Annotated in this window: 20 protein-coding genes; 12 read left to right on the forward strand and 8 right to left on the reverse strand. The window is 64.4% G+C overall.

The window, feature by feature from the left end; genetic code table 11:
- Positions 1-11 precede the first annotated feature (11 nt).
- From mtaB to LB556_RS15205, 6 genes are all read right to left on the reverse strand, one after another.
- Positions 12-1,337 carry a tRNA (N(6)-L-threonylcarbamoyladenosine(37)-C(2))-methylthiotransferase MtaB gene (mtaB, locus tag LB556_RS15180; protein WP_224568352.1) on the reverse strand — a complete coding sequence of 442 codons (1,326 nt, stop codon included), beginning with the start codon at positions 1,335-1,337 and terminating at the stop codon, positions 12-14.
- Positions 1,337-2,221 (reverse strand): diaminopimelate epimerase, encoded by an 885-nt coding sequence (gene dapF, locus LB556_RS15185; RefSeq protein WP_224568354.1) that lies wholly within the window; start codon positions 2,219-2,221, stop codon positions 1,337-1,339. The genes mtaB and dapF overlap by 1 nt, the downstream gene beginning before the upstream one ends.
- Before the next feature lie 77 nt (positions 2,222-2,298).
- The gene (locus LB556_RS15190; protein ID WP_149903588.1) at positions 2,299-2,460 is read right to left on the reverse strand and encodes a DUF1328 family protein; all 162 of its coding nucleotides are present in this window, start codon (positions 2,458-2,460) and stop codon (positions 2,299-2,301) included.
- 98 nt (positions 2,461-2,558) lie between these two features.
- Entirely contained in the window at positions 2,559-2,816 is a 258-nt protein-coding gene (locus LB556_RS15195) for a DapH/DapD/GlmU-related protein (protein WP_224568357.1), read from the reverse strand.
- Positions 2,816-3,118: a hypothetical protein gene (locus tag LB556_RS15200; protein ID WP_224568359.1), complete on the reverse strand. Its 303-nt coding sequence runs from the start codon at positions 3,116-3,118 to the stop codon at positions 2,816-2,818. Before LB556_RS15200 ends, LB556_RS15195 begins: the two co-directional genes overlap by 1 nt.
- Before the next feature lie 173 nt (positions 3,119-3,291).
- On the reverse strand, positions 3,292-4,302 hold the full coding sequence (locus LB556_RS15205) for an MBL fold metallo-hydrolase (RefSeq protein ID WP_224568361.1): 1,011 nt from the start codon (positions 4,300-4,302) through the stop codon (positions 3,292-3,294).
- 418 nt (positions 4,303-4,720) lie between these two features.
- On the opposite strand from LB556_RS15205, the gene LB556_RS15210 reads away from it, so the two are divergent.
- From LB556_RS15210 to lpdA, 12 genes are all read left to right on the forward strand, one after another.
- Positions 4,721-5,260, forward strand: a complete 540-nt coding sequence (locus LB556_RS15210) for a protease inhibitor Inh/omp19 family protein (protein ID WP_224568363.1) — start codon at positions 4,721-4,723, stop codon at positions 5,258-5,260.
- A gap of 59 nt (positions 5,261-5,319) precedes the next feature.
- Entirely contained in the window at positions 5,320-6,513 is a 1,194-nt protein-coding gene (gene zapE / locus LB556_RS15215) for a cell division protein ZapE (protein ID WP_224568365.1), read from the forward strand.
- A 316-nt stretch (positions 6,514-6,829) separates the two neighbouring features.
- The gene (gene mdh / locus LB556_RS15220) at positions 6,830-7,798 is read left to right on the forward strand and encodes a malate dehydrogenase (RefSeq protein ID WP_224568368.1); all 969 of its coding nucleotides are present in this window, start codon (positions 6,830-6,832) and stop codon (positions 7,796-7,798) included.
- 45 nt (positions 7,799-7,843) lie between these two features.
- Entirely contained in the window at positions 7,844-9,037 is a 1,194-nt protein-coding gene (gene sucC / locus LB556_RS15225; protein WP_224568370.1) for an ADP-forming succinate--CoA ligase subunit beta, read from the forward strand.
- A gap of 4 nt (positions 9,038-9,041) precedes the next feature.
- Positions 9,042-9,413, forward strand: coding sequence for a cupin domain-containing protein (locus tag LB556_RS15230; protein ID WP_224568372.1), 372 nt, complete (start codon positions 9,042-9,044; stop codon positions 9,411-9,413).
- Between the two features lie 3 nt (positions 9,414-9,416).
- Positions 9,417-9,914, forward strand: coding sequence for a DUF1579 family protein (locus LB556_RS15235; RefSeq protein ID WP_224568374.1), 498 nt, complete (start codon positions 9,417-9,419; stop codon positions 9,912-9,914).
- Positions 9,915-9,926: 12 nt separating this feature from the next.
- Complete coding sequence (gene sucD / locus LB556_RS15240; protein ID WP_224568376.1) at positions 9,927-10,829, forward strand: succinate--CoA ligase subunit alpha; 903 nt, start codon at positions 9,927-9,929, stop codon at positions 10,827-10,829.
- Between the two features lie 133 nt (positions 10,830-10,962).
- Positions 10,963-13,947, forward strand: a complete 2,985-nt coding sequence (locus tag LB556_RS15245) for a 2-oxoglutarate dehydrogenase E1 component (protein ID WP_224568378.1) — start codon at positions 10,963-10,965, stop codon at positions 13,945-13,947.
- A gap of 25 nt (positions 13,948-13,972) precedes the next feature.
- A complete protein-coding gene (odhB, locus tag LB556_RS15250; RefSeq protein WP_224568380.1) occupies positions 13,973-15,256 on the forward strand; it encodes a 2-oxoglutarate dehydrogenase complex dihydrolipoyllysine-residue succinyltransferase in 1,284 nt (427 codons plus the stop codon).
- A gap of 38 nt (positions 15,257-15,294) precedes the next feature.
- Positions 15,295-15,804 carry a hypothetical protein gene (locus tag LB556_RS15255; RefSeq protein WP_224568382.1) on the forward strand — a complete coding sequence of 170 codons (510 nt, stop codon included), beginning with the start codon at positions 15,295-15,297 and terminating at the stop codon, positions 15,802-15,804.
- On the forward strand, positions 15,801-16,550 hold the full coding sequence (locus LB556_RS15260; RefSeq protein ID WP_224568385.1) for an SDR family oxidoreductase: 750 nt from the start codon (positions 15,801-15,803) through the stop codon (positions 16,548-16,550). Before LB556_RS15255 ends, LB556_RS15260 begins: the two co-directional genes overlap by 4 nt.
- Before the next feature lie 24 nt (positions 16,551-16,574).
- The gene (gene lpdA / locus LB556_RS15265) at positions 16,575-17,981 is read left to right on the forward strand and encodes a dihydrolipoyl dehydrogenase (protein WP_224568387.1); all 1,407 of its coding nucleotides are present in this window, start codon (positions 16,575-16,577) and stop codon (positions 17,979-17,981) included.
- A gap of 518 nt (positions 17,982-18,499) precedes the next feature.
- Here lpdA and LB556_RS15270 read toward each other — a convergent pair.
- A complete protein-coding gene (locus LB556_RS15270; RefSeq protein WP_224568389.1) occupies positions 18,500-19,567 on the reverse strand; it encodes a TraB/GumN family protein in 1,068 nt (355 codons plus the stop codon).
- A 378-nt stretch (positions 19,568-19,945) separates the two neighbouring features.
- The gene (locus LB556_RS15275; protein WP_224568391.1) at positions 19,946-20,884 is read right to left on the reverse strand and encodes a tyrosine recombinase XerC; all 939 of its coding nucleotides are present in this window, start codon (positions 20,882-20,884) and stop codon (positions 19,946-19,948) included.
- Between the last annotated feature and the right edge of the window lie 163 nt (positions 20,885-21,047).

Genomic DNA, 21,047 nt, shown 5'->3' on the forward strand with positions numbered 1-21,047 from the left:
CTTTTGCGTTCTCAGGCGGCGCGGGCGGCAAGCGGGGCGGCTATCAGCCTGATACCATCGTGGCCGGTTATTGTTGCTTCGACGATCTCTCCCGGTGCACCGGCGCCGAGTGCCGCAAGCGTGAACCCTTCGGTGCGGCCAAGGCCGTCGCGTTCGATCAGGATCGACTGGCGGCTGCCGGCGAGCGAAGACAGATGCCTGACATAGGCCGCTTCGCCGGCAGCGCGGAGCCTTGCCGCGCGCTGCTTGACCAGCTCGCGACGGACCTGCGGCATGCGCGCGGCCGGCGTGCCTTCGCGCGGTGAAAACGGGAATACGTGCAGGTGGGTCAGGCCGCACGCCTCGACGATTTCCAGCGACTTCTCGAACATGGCGTCGGTCTCGGTCGGGAAGCCCGCGATGATGTCGGCGCCGAAAACCATGCCGGGACGCAGCTTGCGCACGTCCTCGCAAAAGCGGATCGACTGATCGCGCAGATGCCGGCGCTTCATGCGCTTCAGGATCATGTCGTCGCCCGACTGCAACGACAGATGCAGATGCGGCATCAGCCGCGGCTCGGTGGCGATGGCATCGAGCAGGTCCTCGTCGGCTTCGATCGAGTCGATCGAAGACAGCCGCAGGCGTTTCACCTCGGGCACCTGTTTCAGGATGGTCTTCACCAGCCGGCCGAGCTTCGGAGCGCCCGGCAGGTCGGCGCCGAAGGAAGTCATGTCGACCCCGGTCAGCACGATCTCGGCATAACCGTTACCGGCGAGCCGCTTGACCTGCTCGACCACGGCGCCCATCGGCACCGAGCGCGAATTGCCGCGGCCGTAGGGGATGATGCAGAAGGTGCAGCGGTGGTCGCAGCCGTTCTGCACCTGCACGAAGGCGCGCGCCCTGCCCTCGATGGCGTCGACCATGTGGCCGGCGGTCTCGCGCACCGAGAAGATGTCGTTGACGCGCGCCTTCTCGGTGTCGTTGACGCCGAAATCGGGCAGCGCGCGGTAGGAGTTGGCCTTCAGCTTCTCTTCATTGCCAAGGACGAGATCGACCTCGTCCATGGTGGCGAATTTTTCAGGCTCGGTCTGCGCGGCGCAGCCGGTGACGATGATGCGCGCGGCCGGATTGTCGCGGCGCGCCTTGCGGATCGCCTGCCTTGCCTGGCGCACCGCCTCGCCGGTGACGGCGCAGGTGTTGAAGATGACGGCGCCGCCGGCCAGCGCGGCGAGGCCCGCACTTTCGGCCTCGCGCCGCATCACTTCGGACTCATAGGTGTTGAGGCGGCAGCCGAAGGTCACCACGTCGATGCGGCCGGGCTCCTTCGCCACGTCGACGTCCTTGGCAAGAGCCGACATCAGGCCGCGCTTTCGGTGTCGCGGGCCCATTTTCCGGTCGACGGATCGAAGCTGCCGGAAAATTCCCACTCGGCCGCGCCGGTCAGGATGACGTGGTCGTCATCGCGCCACTCGACGTGCAGCGTGCCGCCGCCGGGGGTCAGCAGATTGACGACGCGGCCGGTGCGCCTGGTGCGGGCAGCGGCCACCACGGCCGCGCAAGCCGCCGAGCCGCAGGCCTTGGTCAGGCCGGCGCCGCGCTCCCAGGTGCGGATGACCATGCCATCGGGCGAAGTCACCTGCGCTATGGTTATGTTGGCGCGTTCGGGAAAGATCGGATGGTTTTCCAGCAGCGGGCCGAAACGGTCGAGCTCATAGGTCCAGACGTCGTCGTCGACCCAGAAGATGGCGTGCGGATTGCCCATCGAGACGACGGAGGGCGAATGCAGCACCGGCGCGTCGATCGGGCCGACCTGCAATTCGATCATGCGGGTGTCGCGAAACTCCTCGGCCAGCGGAATGTCGCGCCAGCCGAAGCGCGGCGTGCCCATATCGACCGAGATCGAGCCGTCGGCGTGTTCGCGGGCATTGAGGATGCCGGCCACGGTCTCGAAGGTGAAGGTCTTCTCGCCGGTCTCGGCGGCCAGTGCCTGGACGACGCAGCGCATGCCGTTGCCGCAGGCCTGCGCACCCGACCCGTCGGAATTCAGGATATCGACGAAATAGGCGGTGCCCGGCGTCCTGGCGTCGTGGATCGCCATGATCTGGTCGAACCGCGTCGGGGCATCGGCGTTGAGCGCGATGGCGGCCGCGGCCGTCACCCGATCCGCACGGCCACGCATATCGGCAACGATGATCTCGTTGCCGATGCCGTTCATCTTGGCGAAAGGGGCCGTGCCTGCCATTGCTCCGAAATTCCATGTCCGCTCGGCGCTATATGGCGGAAACGGGCAGGAATTACCAGTGCGCGAAGGCGCCCGCCTCATGTCACCGCGAAGACCCCAAGCAAGATCAACAGGAAGATGATGAGCACGACACCGATGAGAATGCGCGCGCCAGTGGCGGCGGCGCCGGCCAGTGCCGGCATGCCGAGCAGGCTCGCCGCGGCGGCGATGATCAGAAGAATGATGATCCATTTGAGCATGGGACACCTCGCTTAGCCGAACACATTGAAACCGGTTGAAAAACGCGGCTGTGCTGCTTGGGTTCCCGAGGCCGGGAGGTAGCGCTTTCAGGTGTCGTTCAGCCGACGCCGATCGAACGAATGACCCGGGCCGGATTTCCGCCGACAAGGGTGTTCGGGGGAACGTTCCTGGTGACCACCGAACCCGCGGCCACGACCGCGTTTTCGCCCACAGTCACCCCGCCGATGACAATCGCACCGGCCGCGATCCAGACGTTTCTCCCGATCACAATGGGCTTTCCGATCGTTGCGGCGCGGCGCTGTGACGGATCAAGCGGATGCCCCGTCGTGATGACGCTCACATTCGGGCCGATCATCACATCGTCGGCGATGTCGAGGCCGCCGAGGTCGTAGAAGTGCAGTTCTGATTGATGAAGACATTGCGTCCGACGCGGATTTCGTCGCCGCCGGCTGTGTAGAATGGCGGGATCAGCAGGAAACTCTCGTGCACCTCCTTGCCGATGAGCTGGCTGAACAGGGCCCGGACTTCTTCCGCATCGTCGAACGTCAAGCGGTTAAGCCGGGCGGTGATTGCCATGGCCCGTTTGACATTCGCCAGCATGGAGGCGGATTCGGGCGTCCTGCGGTGAATTATCCTTGTGCCGTTTCCATCGGACATCGGTCGTTTCCAAAATCCCTTAGCCGGCGATCTCGACATCCTTGCCTATGGGGCCGTCTTGCTGGCCAAAAGACCTGCCATGAACGACTTCATCTGATTCCCCTATCCTGCCGGCGGAAGACCATCAGCGAAAAGCATGGCAGCGTAAACAGTCATTCTGGCCGTCGAGGCGATCATATCCGGGGCACTTCCCAGACCTCGCCGGGCCGCAGGGCACGGAACTGCTGTCGCGGCAGGCCTTCGGCCTCAAGCGCTTCGATGAGTTTCCGGACCGGCTCGTCGAATGGCTCGTCGGTGAGCTGGAAGGTGCCCCAATGGCAGCCGGCGGCGAAGGCGGCGTTGCACAACAGCATGCCCTGGACCGCTTCCTCGGGGTTCTGGTGCTGCGGCGCCATGAACCAGCGTGGCTCGTAGGCGCCGATCGGCAGGATGGCGAAGCGGAAGCCGCCATGTTTTTCCGCCATCAGCCGGTAGTTGATGCCATCGTGGAAGCCGGTGTCGCCGGCAAAATAAATCTTTCCGCCAGGCGTCTCGATGACGAAGCCGGCCCACAGCGCCATGCGCCGGTCGCGCGCCCCGCGTGCCGACCAGTGATGCGCGGGCTCGACGTGGATGGCGGCGCCGGCGCCGGCATCGATCCTGTCGTGCCAGTCATGCGCGGAAAGCCGCATGCCGGGCACGGCGGCGGCGATGATGGCATCGTTGCCGAGCGGCGTCACCACCAGCGGATCGTGCTTCTCCTTCAACTGCCTCAGCGTGGCAATGTCGAGATGGTCGTAGTGATTGTGGCTGACCAGAACGAGGTCGACGGGCGGCAGGTCGGTGAAAGCAATGCCCGGCGGGTTGACGCGTTTGGGCCCGGCGAAGGAAAACGGCGACGTGCGTTGCGACCAGACCGGATCGGTGAGGATGTTCAGCCCGGCGGTCTGGATCAGCAAGGTAGAATGGCCGACCATGGTCACGGTCAGATCCGCACCCTCGACCGTCGCGAGCGGCTTTGCCTGGGCAAAGGGGCTCGGGCTGGCAGGCGGCCATTTCGAACGTTGGCCGCTGAACTGCCATTTCAGCAGATCCACGAAGGGGCCGGGCATCCGGCCGCCGGGATTGAAGAACAGGGTGCCGTCGAAATGATCGCTGGGCGGACCGCTGTAGTAGCGGTTGGCGGCTTTCTGTCTCGAGGCCAAGGTCTGCGCTCCAGCGGGGTTTTGGTGAACTCTTGTTCTCATGCAATTCCCCCGGGAAAGCGCCGCGCGCTTTCCCGGAAAACCGCCGCGCACCTTTCCTGGAGCTGCCCCAGACATAGGCCGTGCCGCGGCTGGCGCAAGCGTTTGCCGGCCGAAGGCAAGCGGCGGCGAAGCGGCCTCTGCGACGTTTCAATGACAAGCCGCCTGATCCGGGCGCGTGCGATATACCGCTGGACCGGACTGATATGTGCTCTTGCGGAGCCTACCGCTCGCCGGAGGATTGCGATAAATTTGCAACAATCTTGCCGCAAAACCCTATTTTAACCATATCGGGTTGAAATTTCGCCACCTTCTCCATCTTGGTGGAGGCGAGATTGCGCGGACGGCGTCCCCCCAGCCGAATCCGACGGAGGTGGTAATGAATTTTTCGAAAGGCGGCCTGGTGGCCGTATCCTTGGCGGCATTGGTTGCGAGCGGCTGCTCAACCTCACGGTTTTCGTCGATGGACGACCAGCAGCCCGCCCCGCTGCAGGCGGCGCCTTCCGGCCAGGTGAGCTCGAGCCAGCTGCCGCCGCCGGCGTCGCCCGGCACCACCGACCCTTCGCAATTCCCGACCGCGCCGGCGAACACGCAGGTGGCCTCCTTGCCGCCGGACGGCACGGCACCCGCGGGTGCCTCGGATCTCAGCGCGGCAAGCGTCGCCGGTGTCTGGAACGTCAGCGTCTCCGGCCAGAGCTGCAAGGTGGCGACGCCGCAGACCAAATTCGGCGCCGGCTTCCGCGCCGGCCCGCTGCACTGCCCGCCGCCGATCGACGGCATCAAGTCGTGGAACGTCGCCGGCAAGCAGCTGACGCTTTATGACGAGAATGGCGGCTCGCTGGCGCGGCTCTATTCGTCGGGCGGCTCGAAATTCGACGGCCAGACCTCCAACGGACAGCCGATCTCGCTTACAAGATAGGCTGGGGCACGCCCTCTCACTCCCTCTTGAGCGTCCTGCTCTGAACAACGACGTGACCGATGCATCTGCGTGACGGCCTCCAGACCCATGCGACCGTCAGGCAGCGCTACGACCACCTGGTGGAAACCGGCGTGATCGGACGCGATGCCGCGCAGGAAAAGATCGCCGCCGCGCTCGACCGGCTGACCGTGGAGATCTCGGCCAAACGGCTGGCGCACAAGTCCAGTGCGCTGGGCTGGCTGTTCGCCCGCAAGCGCGAGACGCATGAGGCGGTCAGGGGCCTCTACATCCATGGCGGCGTCGGGCGCGGCAAGACCATGCTGATGGACATGTTCTTCGAGCTCTTGCCGGTGCGGCGCAAGCGCCGCGCCCATTTCAACGACTTCATGGCCGACGTGCAGGACCGCATCCAGAAGCACCGGCAGGGGCGCAAGGAAGGCACGGTCAGGGAGGACGATCCGATCCCGCCGGTGGCCAAGGCGCTCGCCGAACAAGCCTGGGTGCTGTGCTTCGACGAGTTCTCGGTCACCGACATCGCCGATGCGATGATCCTGTCCAGGCTGTTCTCGGCGCTGTTCGCCAACGGGGTCGTGCTGGTCGCCACCTCGAACGTGGCGCCGCAAGACCTCTACCGTGACGGGCTGAACCGCCAGCTCTTCCTGCCGTTCATCGCCACATTGGAGCGCCACGCAGAGGTACTGTCGCTGGACAGCCACAAGGACTACCGGCTGGAAAAGCTCACCCGCACGCCGGTCTATGTCACGCCGGCGAATGCGGCGGCCGACCAGGCACTCGACGAGGCCTGGCGGGAGATGACGCGCGGGGCGCCGACGGCCGGGACCTCGCTGACGCTGAAGGGCCGCAAGGTGGCCGTGCCGGCCGCCGCCGGCGATGCGGCGCGTTTCTCCTTCGCCGACCTCTGCGAAAAGCCACTCGGAGCGCGCGATTACCTGGCGATCGCCGGCCGGTTTTCGACCGTCTTCATCGACCATGTGCCGGTGCTAGGCGAAGGCAAGCGCAACGAGGCCAAGCGCTTCATCCTGTTGATCGATACGCTCTACGACCATCATGTGCGCCTGGTGGTGAGCGCCGAGGCGCCGCCGCACGACCTTTATGTGGCCAAGCGCGGCGTCGAGGTGTTCGAATTCGAACGCACGGCCTCACGACTGATCGAGATGCAGAGCCGCGACTGGCTGGAGGATTGGGCGGAGCGGCGGAAGACGAAGGCGGAAGCGCGGCAGGCGCAGGCCTGAATATCCGAATTGCTCGGCGCTTCGGCGTCCCGCCAGCATCAAATCGTCGAGATCACAAGGGCGTCATTTGCAGGATAGAGCCTTCTGATTTCGCTGTCCATTGTGTAAATTCTCGCAAGTCGGCTTACAAATTTTGACGTTTACGTAAATCCCAAACACTCTAACCGATTGAAAATACAGGGGTCGAAATAATCGTTTGAATTTATTTCGCGCCGGAGTTATTGGGTGCGGCGAAATTCGCGGTTCCCCGCGGCATTCCGGCCTCTTCCTCGACGCCGTGTCGGCGCCGTCACAGACAAAGGGAAATCATCCTCACATGGCACGCAACAGGATAGCGCTTATCGGCTCAGGCATGATCGGCGGCACGCTCGCCCACATGATCGGCCTCAAGGATCTCGGCGACGTGGTGCTGTTCGATATCGCCGAGGGCATCCCGCAAGGCAAGGGGCTCGATATCGCGCAGTCTTCGCCGGTCGATGGTTTCGACTCGCGGCTGACCGGTGTCAACGACTATGCCGGCATCGAGGGTGCCGACGTGTGCATCGTCACCGCCGGCGTGCCGCGCAAGCCGGGCATGAGCCGCGACGATCTTCTGGGCATCAATTTGAAGGTCATGGAGCAGGTCGGCGCCGGGCTGAAGAAGTACGCGCCGAAGGCGTTCGTCATCTGCATCACCAATCCGCTCGATGCCATGGTGTGGGCGCTGCAGAAGTTTTCCGGCCTGCCCAAGACCCATGTGGTGGGCATGGCCGGCGTGCTCGACTCCTCGCGCTTCCGCTATTTCCTGGCCGAGGAATTCAAGGTTTCGGTCGAGGACGTTACCGCCTTCGTGCTTGGCGGCCACGGCGATTCCATGGTGCCGATGATCCGCTATTCGACCGTCGCCGGCATTCCGCTGCCCGACCTCGTCAAGATGGGCTGGACCTCGAAGGAGAAGCTCGACCAGATCGTGCAGCGCACCCGTGACGGCGGCGCCGAGATCGTCGGCCTGCTGAAGACCGGCTCGGCCTATTACGCGCCGGCGGCTTCGGCGATCTCGATGGCGGAAGCCTACCTCAAGGACAAGAAGCGCGTGCTGCCCTGTGCGGCGCACCTCTCCGGCCAGTATGGCATCAAGGGCACCTATGTCGGCGTGCCCGTGGTTATCGGCGCCGGCGGTGTCGAGCGCGTCATCGAGATCGACCTCAACAAGGCCGAGCAGAAGATGTTCGACGCATCGGTGGCGACCGTGCAGGGCCTGACCGAGGCCTGCGTCAAGATCGCGCCGCAGCTCGCCTCGAAGTAACTCGTCCAAACATCACCCCGGCAAACGACCTGGAGATAGTTCCCGATGAACATCCATGAATATCAAGGCAAGGCGCTGCTGAAGAGCTTTGGCGCGCCGGTGGCCGAAGGCGTGCCGGTGTTCAAGGCAAGCGAGGCGGAAGCCGCCGCACAAGCGCTGCCCGGCCCGCTCTATGTGGTGAAGAGCCAGATCCATGCCGGCGGCCGCGGCAAGGGCAAGTTCAAGGAACTCAGCCCCGATGCCAAGGGCGGCGTCAGGCTGGCGAAGTCGGTCGCCGAGGTGGTCGCCAACGCCAACGAGATGCTCGGCCACACGCTGGTGACCAAACAGACCGGCCCGGCCGGCAAGCAGGTCAACCGCCTCTATATCGAGGACGGAGCCGACATCGAGCGCGAGCTCTATCTGTCTGTTCTGGTCGATCGCACGGTCGGTCGCGTCGCCTTCGTCGTCTCGACCGAGGGCGGCATGGATATCGAGGCGGTCGCCCACGACACGCCGGAAAAGATCATCACCGTTGCCATCGACCCGGATATGGGCGTGACGGCGGACGACGTGAAGAAGCTCAACGCGGCGCTCAAGCTCGACGGCGATGCGGCCAGCGACGGCGGTTCGCTGTTCCCGATCCTCTACAAGGCCTTCGTCGAGAAGGACATGAGCCTGCTCGAGATCAATCCGCTGATCGTCATGAAGAACGGCCGGCTGCGCGTGCTCGACGCGAAAGTGTCGTTCGACAACAACGCGCTGTTTCGCCACCCGGACGTGCTGGAGCTGCGCGACACCACCGAAGAGGACGAGAAGGAGATCGAGGCGTCGAAATACGACCTCGCCTATGTCGCGCTCGACGGCAATATCGGCTGCATGGTCAACGGCGCCGGCCTTGCCATGGCGACGATGGACATCATCAAGCTCTATGGCGCCGAGCCCGCCAACTTCCTCGACGTCGGCGGCGGCGCATCGAAGGAGAAGGTGACGGCGGCGTTCAAGATCATCACCAGGGATCCGGCCGTCAAAGGCATCCTGATCAACATCTTCGGCGGCATCATGAAGTGCGACATCATCGCCGAGGGGGTCATCGCCGCGGTCAAGGAAGTCGGGCTGAAAGTGCCGCTGGTGGTGCGCCTGGAAGGCACCAATGCCGAGCTCGGCAAGAAGATCATCAACGACAGCGGCCTGAATGTCGTGTCGGCCGATGATCTTGATGACGCAGCCAAGAAGATCGTGGCGGCGGTGAAGGGCTGATACGGTGCCTCCGCGCAAGATAAACCTGGTCGAGGCGGCGGATCAAAAGATCAGCAAGGTCTTCGATCCGCACATTGCCGGCGACGTCAACGACAGCCAGGCGAAGGTGGCCAAGTTCGGCGAGACCTTCGACTGGCACGCGCATGACAATGAGGACGAAGCTTTTCTGGTGCTGCGGGGCAGGATTGCCATCGATTTCCGCGATGGTCCGGTCGAACTCGGCGAGGGCGACTTCATCGTCGTGCCGCGCGGCGTGGAGCACCGGCCGCGCTCGCTCACCGTCGAGCCCGTGGTGCTGATGTTCGAGCCGTCGACGACGCTCAACACCGGCAATGCCAAGAGCGACCTCACCGTCACCGACCTGAAGCGGCTCTGACCCATGAATGCCTCGCCCTTCTCATCGCTCTCGGCCGACCACCAGCGCCTGCAGGCGCTGGTGGGTGCGTGGCGCGGCGAGGAAGAGGTGGCGGACACGCAGTGGGCCGACGGCGGCGCGGCGACCAGCGAAATGCTGGCGGAAGCGGAGTTCGGCGGCCAGTTCGTGGTGCAGCGCTATCGTCAGCGCCGTGACGGCACGATTTCGTTCGGATCGCACACTGTGTTCGGCTTCGACCACCAGCACGGCGCCGTCACCATGCACCAGTTCGATTCGATGGGTTTCGTGCCGATGTCGCCTGCCACCGGCACGTGGAACGGCAACGAGCTCAATCTGGAACGGTCGTCGCCGCGCGGCTCTGCGCGCGTGACGTATATTTTCGACGATGCCGACACTTACCGCATGCGATTGCATTTCAAACCCGCCGGCAGCGATGGCTGGCAAGACATGGTGAGCGGCGTCTACCGGCGCGTCTCGCCTTCCTCGATCAACGGTTTTTAGAAAAGGGCTCCGATGTCCATTCTCGTCGACAAGAACACCAAGGTGCTGGTGCAGGGCCTGACCGGCAAGACCGGTACGTTCCACACAGAGCAGGCGCTGGCCTATCATGGGACAAAAATGGTCGGCGGCATCCATCCCAAGAAGGGCGGCGAGACCTGGACCGGCTCCAAGGGCGAAAGCCTGCCGATCTTCGCCACGGTTGCCGAAGGCAAGGAAAGGACGGGCGCCAACGCCTCCGTCATCTACGTGCCGCCGGCGGGCGCGGGCGAAGCCATCATCGAGGCGATCGAGGCGGAAATCCCGCTCATCGTCTGCATCACCGAAGGCATTCCGGTGATGGACATGGTCAAGGTCAAGGCGCGTCTCGACCGTTCGGCCTCGCGGCTGATCGGCCCCAACTGCCCGGGCGTGCTCACCCCCGACGAATGCAAGATCGGCATCATGCCCGGCAACATCTTCCGCAAGGGCTCGGTCGGTGTTGTTTCGCGCTCGGGAACGCTTACCTATGAGGCTGTGTTCCAGACCACCAATGTCGGCCTCGGCCAAACCACCGCTGTCGGCATCGGCGGCGACCCCGTCAAGGGCACCGAGTTCATCGACATGCTCGAGATGTTCCTCGCTGACGACGAGACCAAGTCGATCATCATGATCGGCGAAATCGGCGGTTCGGCCGAGGAAGATGCAGCGCAGTTCCTCAAGGACGAGGCCAAGCGCGGCCGCAGGAAACCGATGGCGGGCTTCATCGCCGGGCGCACCGCGCCGGCCGGCCGCACCATGGGCCATGCCGGTGCCGTCATCTCCGGCGGCAAGGGCGGCGCGGAAGACAAGATCGCGGCGATGGAATCGGCGGGCATCAAGGTCTCGCCGTCGCCGGCACGGCTGGGCACGACGCTGGTCGAGGCCATCAAGGGCTAAGGTAGTGAGTAGGCAGCATTGAATAGGGACGACCAGGTGAGTGGCCGCTGAGTCGAAAGTTCCATTTTCTACTCACTACCGACCACTCACTGTTCCCTCAAAAGGAGACGGAGCCGGGCTCCGCTGAAACGACATGGCAAGACAAGATCAGGCCAACGACCAGTTCTCGCTCACCTCATTCCTCTATGGCGGCAATGCCGACTACATCGACGCGCTCTATGCCGCCTATGAAGACGATCCCGCCTCGGTCAATCCCGAGTGGCAGGAGTTCTTCGCCGGGCTGAAGGACGATGCCGGCGATGTGCGCAGGAACGCCAAGGGCGCTTCGTGGGCCAAGCCTTCCTGGCCGCTGCAGGCGAATGGCGAACTGGTCTCGGCGCTCGACGGCAATTGGGGCATCGTCGAAAAGCACCTGGAAAAGAAGGTCAAGGACAAGGCCGTCACCAACGGTGTCGTGCTGTCCGATGCCGATGTGCACCAGGCGACGCGCGATTCGGTGCGCGCCATCATGATGATCCGCGCCTTCCGCATGCGTGGCCATCTGCACGCCAATCTCGATCCGCTCGGCATCGCCAAGCTCGAAGACTACAACGAACTGTCGCCGGAGAATTACGGCTTCACCGAAGCCGACTACGACCGGCCGATCTTCCTCGACAATGTGCTCGGGCTCGAATTCGGCAGCATCCGGCAGATGCTGGAGATTCTCACCCGCACCTATTGCTCGACGCTCGGTGTCGAGTTCATGCATATTTCCGATCCCGAGGAGAAGGCCTGGCTCCAGGCGCGTATCGAAGGCGCGGACAAGGAGATTTCCTTCACCGCCACCGGCAAGAAGGCGATCCTGCAGAAGCTGGTCGAGGCGGAAGGCTTCGAGCAGTTCATCGACGTCAAGTACAAGGGCACCAAGCGCTTCGGCCTCGACGGCGGCGAATCGCTGATCCCGGCGCTGGAGCAGATCGTCAAGCGCGGCGGCCAGCTCGGCATGAAGGAGATCGTGCTCGGCATGGCCCATCGCGGCCGGCTCAACGTGCTGTCCCAGGTGATGGCCAAGCCGCACCGCGCCATCTTCCACGAGTTCAAGGGCGGCTCGGCGGCTCCCGACGAGGTCGAGGGCTCGGGCGACGTGAAGTACCATCTCGGCGCCTCGTCGGACCGTGAGTTCGACGGCAACAAGGTGCACCTGTCCCTGACCGCCAACCCCTCGCATCTGGAAATCGTCGATCCCGTGGTGATGGGCAAGGCGCGCGCCAAGCAGGATTACCTGTTCGGCCGCGGCCGCGAGGAGATCGTTCCTCTGGAAGAGCGGGCCAAGGTGCTGCCGCTCTTGCTGCACGGCGACGCCGCCTTCGCCGGCCAGGGCGTGATCGCCGAAATCCTCGGCCTGTCTGGCCTGCGCGGCCACCGCGTCGCCGGCACGCTGCATTTCATCATCAACAACCAGATCGGCTTCACCACCAATCCGCGCTTCTCGCGCTCGTCGCCTTATCCGTCCGACGTTGCCAAGATGATCGAGGCACCGATCTTCCACGTCAATGGCGACGACCCCGAAGCCGTGGTGCACGCCACCAAGGTGGCGATCGAGTTCCGCATGAAGTTCCACAAGCCGGTGGTCGTGGACATGTTCTGCTACCGCCGCTTCGGCCACAATGAGGGTGACGAGCCGGCCTTCACGCAGCCGCTCATGTACCGCAACATCCGCACCCACAAGACGACGGTGCAGATCTATGCCGACCGCCTGATCGCCGAAGGCCACATAAGCCAGGCCGAATTCGACAAGATGAAAGCCGACTGGCGCGCGCATCTGGAAGCCGAATGGGAAGTTGGCCAGCACTACAAGCCCAACAAGGCCGACTGGCTGGACGGCGCATGGTCCGGCCTGCGCACGGCCGACAACCAGGACGAACAGCGGCGCGGCAAGACGGCCGTGCCGGTCAAGACGCTGAAGGAAATCGGCAAGAAGCTGACCGAGGTGCCGAAGGATTTCGAGGCGCACAAGACGATCATCCGCTTCCTCGAGAACCGGCGTCAGGCGATCGAGTCGGGCGAAGGCATCGACTGGTCGACGGCCGAAGCGCTGGCCTTCGGCGCGATCCTGCTCGACGGCAATCCGATCCGGCTTTCGGGCCAGGATTCCGAGCGCGGCACCTTCTCGCAGCGCCATTCCGTGCTTTACGACCAGCGTGACGAGACCCGCTACATCCCGCTCAACAATCTGTCGGCGGCGCAAGCCGGCTACGAAGTCATCAACTCAATGCTGTCGGAAGAGGCGGTGCTGGGCTTCGAGTATGGCTACAGCCTTGCCGAACCGAAGGCGCTGACGCTGTGGGAGGCGCAGTTCGGCGACTTCGCCAACGGCGCCCAGGTTGTGTTCGACCAGTTCATCTCGTCGGGCGAGCGCAAGTGGCTCAGAATGTCGGGCCTGGTCTGCCTGCTGCCGCATGGCTATGAAGGCCAGGGCCCGGAACATTCTTCCGCCAGGCTGGAGCGCTTCCTGCAGCTTTGCGCCGAAGACAACATGCAGGTCGCCAACTGCACGACGCCGGCTAACTACTTCCACATCCTGCGCCGGCAGTTGAAACGCGACTTCCGCAAACCGCTGATCCTGATGACGCCGAAATCGCTGCTGCGCCACAAGCGGGCGGTCTCGACGCTGCCGGAAATCTCGGGCGAAAGCTCGTTCCACCGGCTGCTGTGGGACGACGCCCAGCTGTTGCCCGACCAGGCCATCAAGCTGACCAAGGATTCCAAGATCCGCCGCGTCGTGCTGTGCTCGGGCAAAGTCTATTACGACCTCTACGAGGAGCGCGAGAAGCGCGGCATCAACGACATCTACCTGCTGCGCGTCGAACAGCTCTATCCGTTCCCGGCCAAGGCGCTGATCACCGAGCTGTCACGCTTCCGCAACGCCGAGATGGTGTGGTGCCAGGAGGAGCCCAAGAACATGGGCGCCTGGTCGTTCATCGATCCATATCTGGAATGGGTGCTGGCGCATATCGACGCCAAGCATCAGCGGGTGCGCTACACAGGCCGCCCGGCCGCCGCGTCGCCGGCGACCGGATTGATGTCGAAGCACCTTGCCCAGCTCGCCGCCTTGCTCGAAGACGCGCTCGGCGAATAGAACTCAGGAACAACGGACAGGCACAATGGCTACCGAAATCCGCGTCCCCACTCTCGGCGAATCCGTCACCGAGGCGACCATCGGCAAGTGGTTCAAGAAGGTCGGTGATGCCATTGCCGTCGACGAGCCGCTGGTCGAGCTCGAAACCGACAAGGTGACGGTCGAGGTTCCGGCGGCCGCCGCCGGCACGCTGGGCGAAATCACCGCCAAGGAAGGCGAGACGGTCGAAGTCGGCGCCTTGCTGGGCTCGATTTCGGCTGGTGGCGCCGCCGCCGCGGCCAAGCGGCAGGCCGTGGCGCAGGCGTCCAGCCCCGACGCCGCGCAGACCACCAAGCAAGCGGCCGCCGAGACCGCCAAGATCGCCGGCGATGCCGGCCAGGTCGAGCCGCGCACCATGCCGCCGGCGCCGGCGGCTGCCAAGCTGATCGCCGAGAACAATCTGTCGGTCGACCAGCTTTCCGGCTCGGGCAAGCGCGGCCAGGTGCTGAAGGGCGATGTGCTCGATGCCATCTCCAAGGGTGCGCCGTCGCAGCCGGCGGAGACACCGAAGGCGGCGCCCGCTCCGGCGGCGCCAGTCGCTGCCCGCGCGCCGTCCTCGGGCGACGACGCGGCCCGCGAGGAGCGCGTGCGCATGACCAAGCTGCGCCAGACCATCGCGCGCCGGCTCAAGGAAGCGCAGTCGACCGCCGCCATGCTGACCACCTTCAACGAGGTCGACATGTCGGCGGTGATGGCGCTCAGGACCAAGTACAAGGACGTGTTCGAGAAGAAGCACGGCGTGAAGCTCGGCTTCATGGGCTTTTTCACCAAGGCGGTCACGCACGCGCTGAAGGAAATTCCTTCGGTCAACGCCGAGATCGACGGCACCGACATCATCTTCAAGAACTACGCCCATATCGGCGTCGCGGTCGGCACCGAAAAGGGTCTCGTGGTTCCAGTCGTGCGCGATGCGGATCAGATGTCGATCGCCGAGATCGAGAAGGATATCGGCCGCCTGGGCATCGCCGCGCGCGACGGCAAGCTGTCGGTCGCCGACATGCAGGGCGGCACGTTCACCATCTCCAATGGCGGCGTCTACGGGTCGCTGATGTCGACGCCGATTCTCAACGCGCCGCAGTCGGGCATTCTCGGCATGCACAAGATCCAGGACCGGCCGGTCGTGGTCGGGGGCCAGATCGTGATCCGGCCGATGATGTACCTGGCGCTCAGCTACGATCACCGCATCGTCGACGGCAAGGAAGCCGTGACCTTCCTGGTGCGCGTCAAGGAAAGCCTGGAGGATCCTGAGCGGCTGGTGCTGGATCTCTAAGGCCGTCGGATGACGGGTTGCGGCATGGGTGGCCAGTGATGGCCCGTTTGCTTGGGCTCGTGCTGGTGGCCGGCATTCTCGCGGCTGCTGCAAATGCCCATGCCGCCTGCCCGATCGAACTCGCCGTCTATGGCGACGCCCGGAGCGGCGCCGAGACGAGCGGCGCCGAGATAGATTTTACCCCGACCGGCACGTCCGCCACCGTCACCAATACGTTTCGCTTGATCCTCGACAACAATGTGGTGCTCAACGGCATCGTCATGTGGACTCAGGACATAGCGCGGCCGAATGGCTCGCTGATGTACAAATGCCCGGAAGGCGATGTCACCGGCGCCGAGCTTGCCGCCTGCACGCTGTGGAACGGCGTCATCTATACGTCCGACGACAAGGGCGATGTCGGGCTTTTGCCGGCCGAGCGCGTCGAGGCGCCGAAGACGCTGATCCTGCCCGATCTCGGTCCGGTGCTCAGGCAATGGCAGGCCCATGGCGGCAGCGGGTTTTCGAAGGTGCCGTCGGATGTGTTCGTCTTGAAGGGATGCCAGGAATGAGCGGGAAGGTTTTGCTGGTCACCGGCGGCAGCCGCGGCATTGGAGCGGCGATCTGCCGGCTCGGATCGAAGGCCGGCTATCGCGTCGTGGTGAACTATGCCTCGAACAAGGCTGCCGCCGACGCGCTGGTCGCCGAAATCGAGGCCGCCGCCGGCGAGGCTCTTGCCGTCAAGGGCGATGTCGGCAGCGAGGCCGATATCATGGCCATGTTCGAGGCGGTGGACCGAGCCTATGGAAGGCTCGATGCCTTCGTCAACAATGCCGGCATCGTCGACGCCAAGGCGCGTGTCGACGAGATGAGCGCGGCACGGCTCGAGCGGATGATGCGTATCAATGTCGTCGGTTCCATCCTCTGCGCCCGTGAGGCGGTCAAGCGCATGTCGACCCGTTACGGCGGTTCAGGCGGATCGATCGTCAACATCTCGTCGGCCGCCGCCAGGCTCGGTTCGCCCGGCGAATATGTCGACTACGCCGCCTCCAAGGGCGCGATCGACACCATGACCATCGGCCTGGCGCGCGAGGTGGCGCTGGAGGGCATCCGGGTCAACGCGGTCAGCCCCGGCATCACCGACACCGAAATCCATGCCTCCGGCGGCCAGCCCGATCGCGTGGCGCGGATGCAGGACATGCTGCCGATGAAGCGGGCGGGCACGGCCGAGGAAGTCGCGAGCGCGGTTCTCTACCTTCTGTCGGATGAGGCTTCCTATATAACGGGCGCGATCCTGAACGTCAGCGGCGGCCGCTGAGCGCCAAGCAAAGGGAAAACATAGATGGCTTATGACGTCGTTATCATCGGATCGGGACCGGGCGGCTATGTCTGCGCCATCAAGGCGGCGCAGCTCGGGCTGAAGGTCGCGGTGGTCGAGAAGAACGCGACCTTTGGCGGCACCTGCCTCAACATCGGCTGCATCCCGTCCAAGGCGCTGCTTCATGCCTCCGAGATGTTCGCGGAGGCCGGCCATTCCTTCGATACACTGGGCGTCGAAATCCCGGCTCCCAAGCTGAACCTGAAGAAGATGATGGCGCACAAGGACACGACGGTGTCGGCCAACGTCAATGGCGTCGCCTTCCTGTTCAAGAAGAACAAGATCGATAGCTTCCGCGGCACCGGCAAGGTGATCGCGGCCGGCAAGGTGTCGGTAACTGGCGAGGACGGCAAGATCGAGGAGATCGAGACGAAGAACATCGTCATCGCCACCGGGTCGGATGTCGCCGGCATTCCCGGCGTCAAGGTCGATTTCGACGAGAAGATGATCGTGTCGTCGACGGGGGCGCTGTCGCTCGAGAAGGTTCCCGGCCATCTGGTGGTGGTCGGCGGCGGCGTCATCGGGCTCGAGCTCGGCTCGGTCTGGGCACGGCTCGGCGCCAAGGTCACCGTGGTCGAGTTCCTCGACACCATTCTGGGCGGCATGGACGGCGAGGTGTCGAAACAGTTCCAGCGGCTGCTCTCCAAGCAGGGCTTCGAGTTCAAGCTCGGCGCCAAGGTCACCGGCGTCGCCAAGGCCAAGAAGGGCGCGACCGTAACCTTCGAGCCGGTCAAGGGCGGCGCGGCCGAGACCATAGAGGCCGATGCCGTGCTGATCTCGACGGGGCGCCGTGCCTTTTCAGACAGCCTCGGGCTGAAGGAAGCCGGCGTCGAGGCCGACGAGCGCGGCCGGGTCAAGACCGACGGGCATCTCAGGACCAATGTCCCCGGCATCTACGCGATCGGCGATGTCATCGCCGGGCCGATGCTGGCGCACAAGGCCGAGGATGAGGGCGTGGCGGTGGCCGAGACCATCGCCGGCCAGGCCGGCCATGTGAACTATGACGTCATTCCGAGCGTCGTCTACACCAGTCCGGAGATCGCCTCGGTCGGCAAGACCGAGGAAGAATTGAAGAAGGCCGGCATCGACTACAAGGTCGGCAAGTTCCCCTTTACCGCCAACGGCCGCGCGCGCGCCATGCTGCATACCGACGGGTTCGTCAAGATCCTGGCCGACAAGCAGAGCGACCGGGTGCTCGGCGTTCATATCGTCGGCTTCGGCGCCGGCGAGATGATCCACGAGGCGGCGGTGCTGATGGAGTTCGGCGGCTCCTCGGAAGACCTCGCCCGCACCTGCCACGCGCATCCGACGATGTCGGAAGCGGTGAAGGAAGCGGCGCTGGCCACGTTCTTCAAGCCGATCCACATTTAGTCGATCCATAGAAGGTCGCCCAAAACAAAACGGCCCGCCTTTCGGCGGGCCGTTCGCAGTTGATACCTAACCGCTTACTGGGCTGGTGCCGGAGCAGGAGCGGGCGCCGGAGCAGGAGCCGGAGCGGGCGCCGGGGCTGGTGCGGGCGCCGGGGCCGGGGCCGGTGCCGGTGCCGGCGCTGGTGCCGGTTCAGCGGGCTTCATCGGTTCTGCCGGTGCGGGCGCCGGGGCCGGTGTGCTGGCCGCTGGCGGCTCGGCGGGTGCCGGGTGCTCGCCGCTTCTTCCGAAGACGTAATACGCAACAATCGCCAGGATAACGACGACCAGCGCAATCAGCCAAGGGCTGCCGCCGCCGCCGCTTGGCCTGGGAGTGTCGTTTGGTGTGTTCGCCATGAAAGTGTCCTCCGTGGATGAAAATTATCAATCAACAGACATCAACGCGCTATCGTTGAACAGGTTTCACGCTAGCGGAAGGACGCGCCGAAATTACGACGGTCAGATCGCCAGCCGCCATCCGACTCAATTGACGGCGGTGACAGTATAGCCGGCTTTGCGGAAATCCTCGACCAGTCCCTCGGGACCGGGGAGGTGCAGCGCGCCGACCGCCATGAAGGCGTTGCCCTTGGCCAGGATCGGCCCGGCATGATCGACCATCACCTTGTTGCGGCTGGTGATCATGGTTTCCTCGAAGGCGGCGTAGCCCGTGGGGTCGTTCTGCTCGTCGGGCATGGCGGCGCGGAACAACGGCCAGAACATGCCGGTGTCGCCACGCTGGTAGAGCACGATCATGGTTTCGTTGATGTCGTTGACCTTGTCGCCCAGCTTCAGCGTGTCGACCAGGCCCTTCATGTGAAAGGCGAGCGGCAGCGAAGCCATGGCGCGCAGCTGGCTCTCGGCTGTTTCCAATCCTTCCACCGGCTTGCCGGCCGCCTTGGCGCTCTCCGCCAGCTTGACGTCGAGCACAGGCGCACCGCTGGACTGGCGGGCGAGCTCGCAAGCCGGCAGCGCCATCATGGCCGAGAGCATCCACGGCTTCATCTTGGCGACCGTGGCCGGCGGAATGCCGCGCGCGTCCAGCGCGGCGTTCATGGCCGCCGCGTCGTCGGGCGACAGCAATGACGACAGCGTCGTGGAGTCGGTGAACATCATCAGGTCCGGCTCCTTCAGCATCGCCGCCATCATCTTCTGCTTGTCGAGTACGTCGGTGGTCTCGATGATGAGGGTGCCGGCGGCATCAAAGGCGTTCTGTGCATACGCCGGCAGCGTGGTCACGCGCGGATCGGTCATGTGCATTGTGCCGAACAGGTAGGATGGCTGTTCGCCTGGTTTTTCGAGCTTCCACAACAAGCCCTTGCCATTGAGCGTGGCAGCCGCCTCGGCCTCGATCCTGTCGTAGGTGGCAGGGTTGCCCTTCTGCAAGGCCGACAGCATGTCGGCGCCGCTGCAGCCCGGGATTTCAGCATGTGCCCTGCCGGCCGCGAACAGCAGGACGGCAAGGAAGGACAGGAAAAACAGCACGTTGAGCGCGACAAGCAGTTTCAGCGAGACGGAAGCTGCACGGTCGGCGATGGCGATGACGCGTTTCATGATCCCATTGCTAGGACGAAAAAGCGGCAAAACCGTTAATCGGCGTTACGAAATTGTCCTGACCGGCCATCGCCCTGTGCTCACGTTGATGAGCGTCGTTCTCCAGTGATCAACGAAAACGTCCGTCTCCTTCGTCATCCACGGGCGGAGCAAGGAGCGCAGCGACGCGGCGCAGACCCGAGGATCCATGCCGCGACACACGAGCGCTGCTGCGGTGCAGAATTCTGCTCCGCTGCACTCCTCGGCTAAGGTAACGGCATGGATCCCAGGGTCTGCGCTGCGTCGCTCCGCTCCTGCTTCGCCCCAGGATGACGAAGTTGGGAAGGTTTCAACTAATCGCGAACGTTTAGGCCCCATCCGGTGCGGGCCACCGGGCGCTTATGCCCTTGGATGGGCCGATTCGTAGATTTCGAGCAGCCTCGCGGTGTCGACGCCGGTGTAGATCTGCGTCGTCGACAGGCTGGCGTGGCCGAGCAATTCCTGGATGGTGCGCAAATCGCCGCCTCGGCCGAGCAGATGGGTGGCGAAGGAATGGCGCAAGGCGTGCGGCGTCGCGGTGTCGGGCAGGTTGAGCGCCGAGCGCATTTTTGCCATGCCGCGCTGGATGATGGCCGGGTTTAGCGGGCCGCCACGCGCGCCGCGAAACAGCAGCTCCTTCGGATCGAGATGGTAGGGACACAGCCGGCGGTATTCGGCGAGCGCCCTGAGCGCTACCGGCAGCACCGGCACCAGCCGCGTCTTGCCGCCCTTGCCGGTGACGCGCAGCACGGTGTCGGCTTCCGACGCCAGATCGGCGCCGACAAGGCCAAGCGCTTCCGAAATGCGCAGGCCCGAGCCGTAGAGCAGCGTCAGCACGGCGGCGTCGCGGGCGGCGATCCAGGGTTCCTCGGCCAACTGACCCTCGACGGAGACCACGTGCTTTGCGTCGCTCGCCGTCAATGGTTTCGGCAGGGACTTGGGCTGGCGCGGCGCGCGCAAGGCCGCGGCCCCGGCGGCATTGGCCAGGCCGCGCCGTTCGAGGAACCGCAGCAGCGAGCGGATGCCGGCAAGGCCGCGGCCGAGCGTGCGGGCGCCGGCGCCGGTATTGCGTCGGGCGGCGAGGAAGCCGCGCAAATCGGCGGGGCGCAGATTTGCAATGTCGGAAATACCGGGCGGTCCGCCGATATGGCCGGTGAGGAAATGCAGGAACTGGCGTGAATCGCGCTCGTAGGCCTCGACTGTGTGCGGCGACAGCCGGCGTTCGCGCGCCAGCATCTTCAGCCAGCTTTCACGTGCCGCCTGGAGGTCGGGTTTTGCCGGTATGAGGAATTCCTGCATGGGGTCTGTTCCGGTTCGCCGTCATTTTCCGGCAGCCGGGTTAGGAAGCGGTGAAGAGGCCGTCATTGAAATGCTGGCCCGGCAGGGCTAGGAGATTGGCTGGAACGAGACCGGTGAGCCTTTTCTGAATTGCCGTGCTTTTTAGTCACCGTAACGGAATGGA

The organism is Mesorhizobium sp. ES1-4 (assembly GCF_020164745.1).
In the GTDB taxonomy this organism is placed as follows: Bacteria; Pseudomonadota; Alphaproteobacteria; order Rhizobiales; family Rhizobiaceae; genus Mesorhizobium.

Excerpts from the sequence above, each read along its gene's own strand:
- LB556_RS15255 (WP_224568382.1), top strand. The coding sequence starts at position 15,295 with ATGGCCCGTTTGCTTGGGCTCGTGCTGGTGGCCGGCATTCTCGCGGCT.
- LB556_RS15275 (WP_224568391.1), bottom strand. The coding sequence starts at position 20,884 with ATGCAGGAATTCCTCATACCGGCAAAACCCGACCTCCAGGCGGCACGT.
- zapE (WP_224568365.1), top strand. The coding sequence starts at position 5,320 with ATGCATCTGCGTGACGGCCTCCAGACCCATGCGACCGTCAGGCAGCGC.
- odhB (WP_224568380.1), top strand. The coding sequence starts at position 13,973 with ATGGCTACCGAAATCCGCGTCCCCACTCTCGGCGAATCCGTCACCGAG.
- mtaB (WP_224568352.1), bottom strand. The coding sequence starts at position 1,337 with ATGTCGGCTCTTGCCAAGGACGTCGACGTGGCGAAGGAGCCCGGCCGC.
- LB556_RS15260 (WP_224568385.1), top strand. The coding sequence starts at position 15,801 with ATGAGCGGGAAGGTTTTGCTGGTCACCGGCGGCAGCCGCGGCATTGGA.
- LB556_RS15200 (WP_224568359.1), bottom strand. The coding sequence starts at position 3,118 with ATGTCCGATGGAAACGGCACAAGGATAATTCACCGCAGGACGCCCGAA.
- mdh (WP_224568368.1), top strand. The coding sequence starts at position 6,830 with ATGGCACGCAACAGGATAGCGCTTATCGGCTCAGGCATGATCGGCGGC.
- dapF (WP_224568354.1), bottom strand. The coding sequence starts at position 2,221 with ATGGCAGGCACGGCCCCTTTCGCCAAGATGAACGGCATCGGCAACGAG.
- LB556_RS15195 (WP_224568357.1), bottom strand. The coding sequence starts at position 2,816 with ATGATCGGCCCGAATGTGAGCGTCATCACGACGGGGCATCCGCTTGAT.
- lpdA (WP_224568387.1), top strand. The coding sequence starts at position 16,575 with ATGGCTTATGACGTCGTTATCATCGGATCGGGACCGGGCGGCTATGTC.
- LB556_RS15235 (WP_224568374.1), top strand. The coding sequence starts at position 9,417 with ATGAATGCCTCGCCCTTCTCATCGCTCTCGGCCGACCACCAGCGCCTG.
- LB556_RS15190 (WP_149903588.1), bottom strand. The coding sequence starts at position 2,460 with ATGCTCAAATGGATCATCATTCTTCTGATCATCGCCGCCGCGGCGAGC.
- LB556_RS15270 (WP_224568389.1), bottom strand. The coding sequence starts at position 19,567 with ATGAAACGCGTCATCGCCATCGCCGACCGTGCAGCTTCCGTCTCGCTG.
- sucC (WP_224568370.1), top strand. The coding sequence starts at position 7,844 with ATGAACATCCATGAATATCAAGGCAAGGCGCTGCTGAAGAGCTTTGGC.
- sucD (WP_224568376.1), top strand. The coding sequence starts at position 9,927 with ATGTCCATTCTCGTCGACAAGAACACCAAGGTGCTGGTGCAGGGCCTG.
- LB556_RS15210 (WP_224568363.1), top strand. The coding sequence starts at position 4,721 with ATGAATTTTTCGAAAGGCGGCCTGGTGGCCGTATCCTTGGCGGCATTG.
- LB556_RS15245 (WP_224568378.1), top strand. The coding sequence starts at position 10,963 with ATGGCAAGACAAGATCAGGCCAACGACCAGTTCTCGCTCACCTCATTC.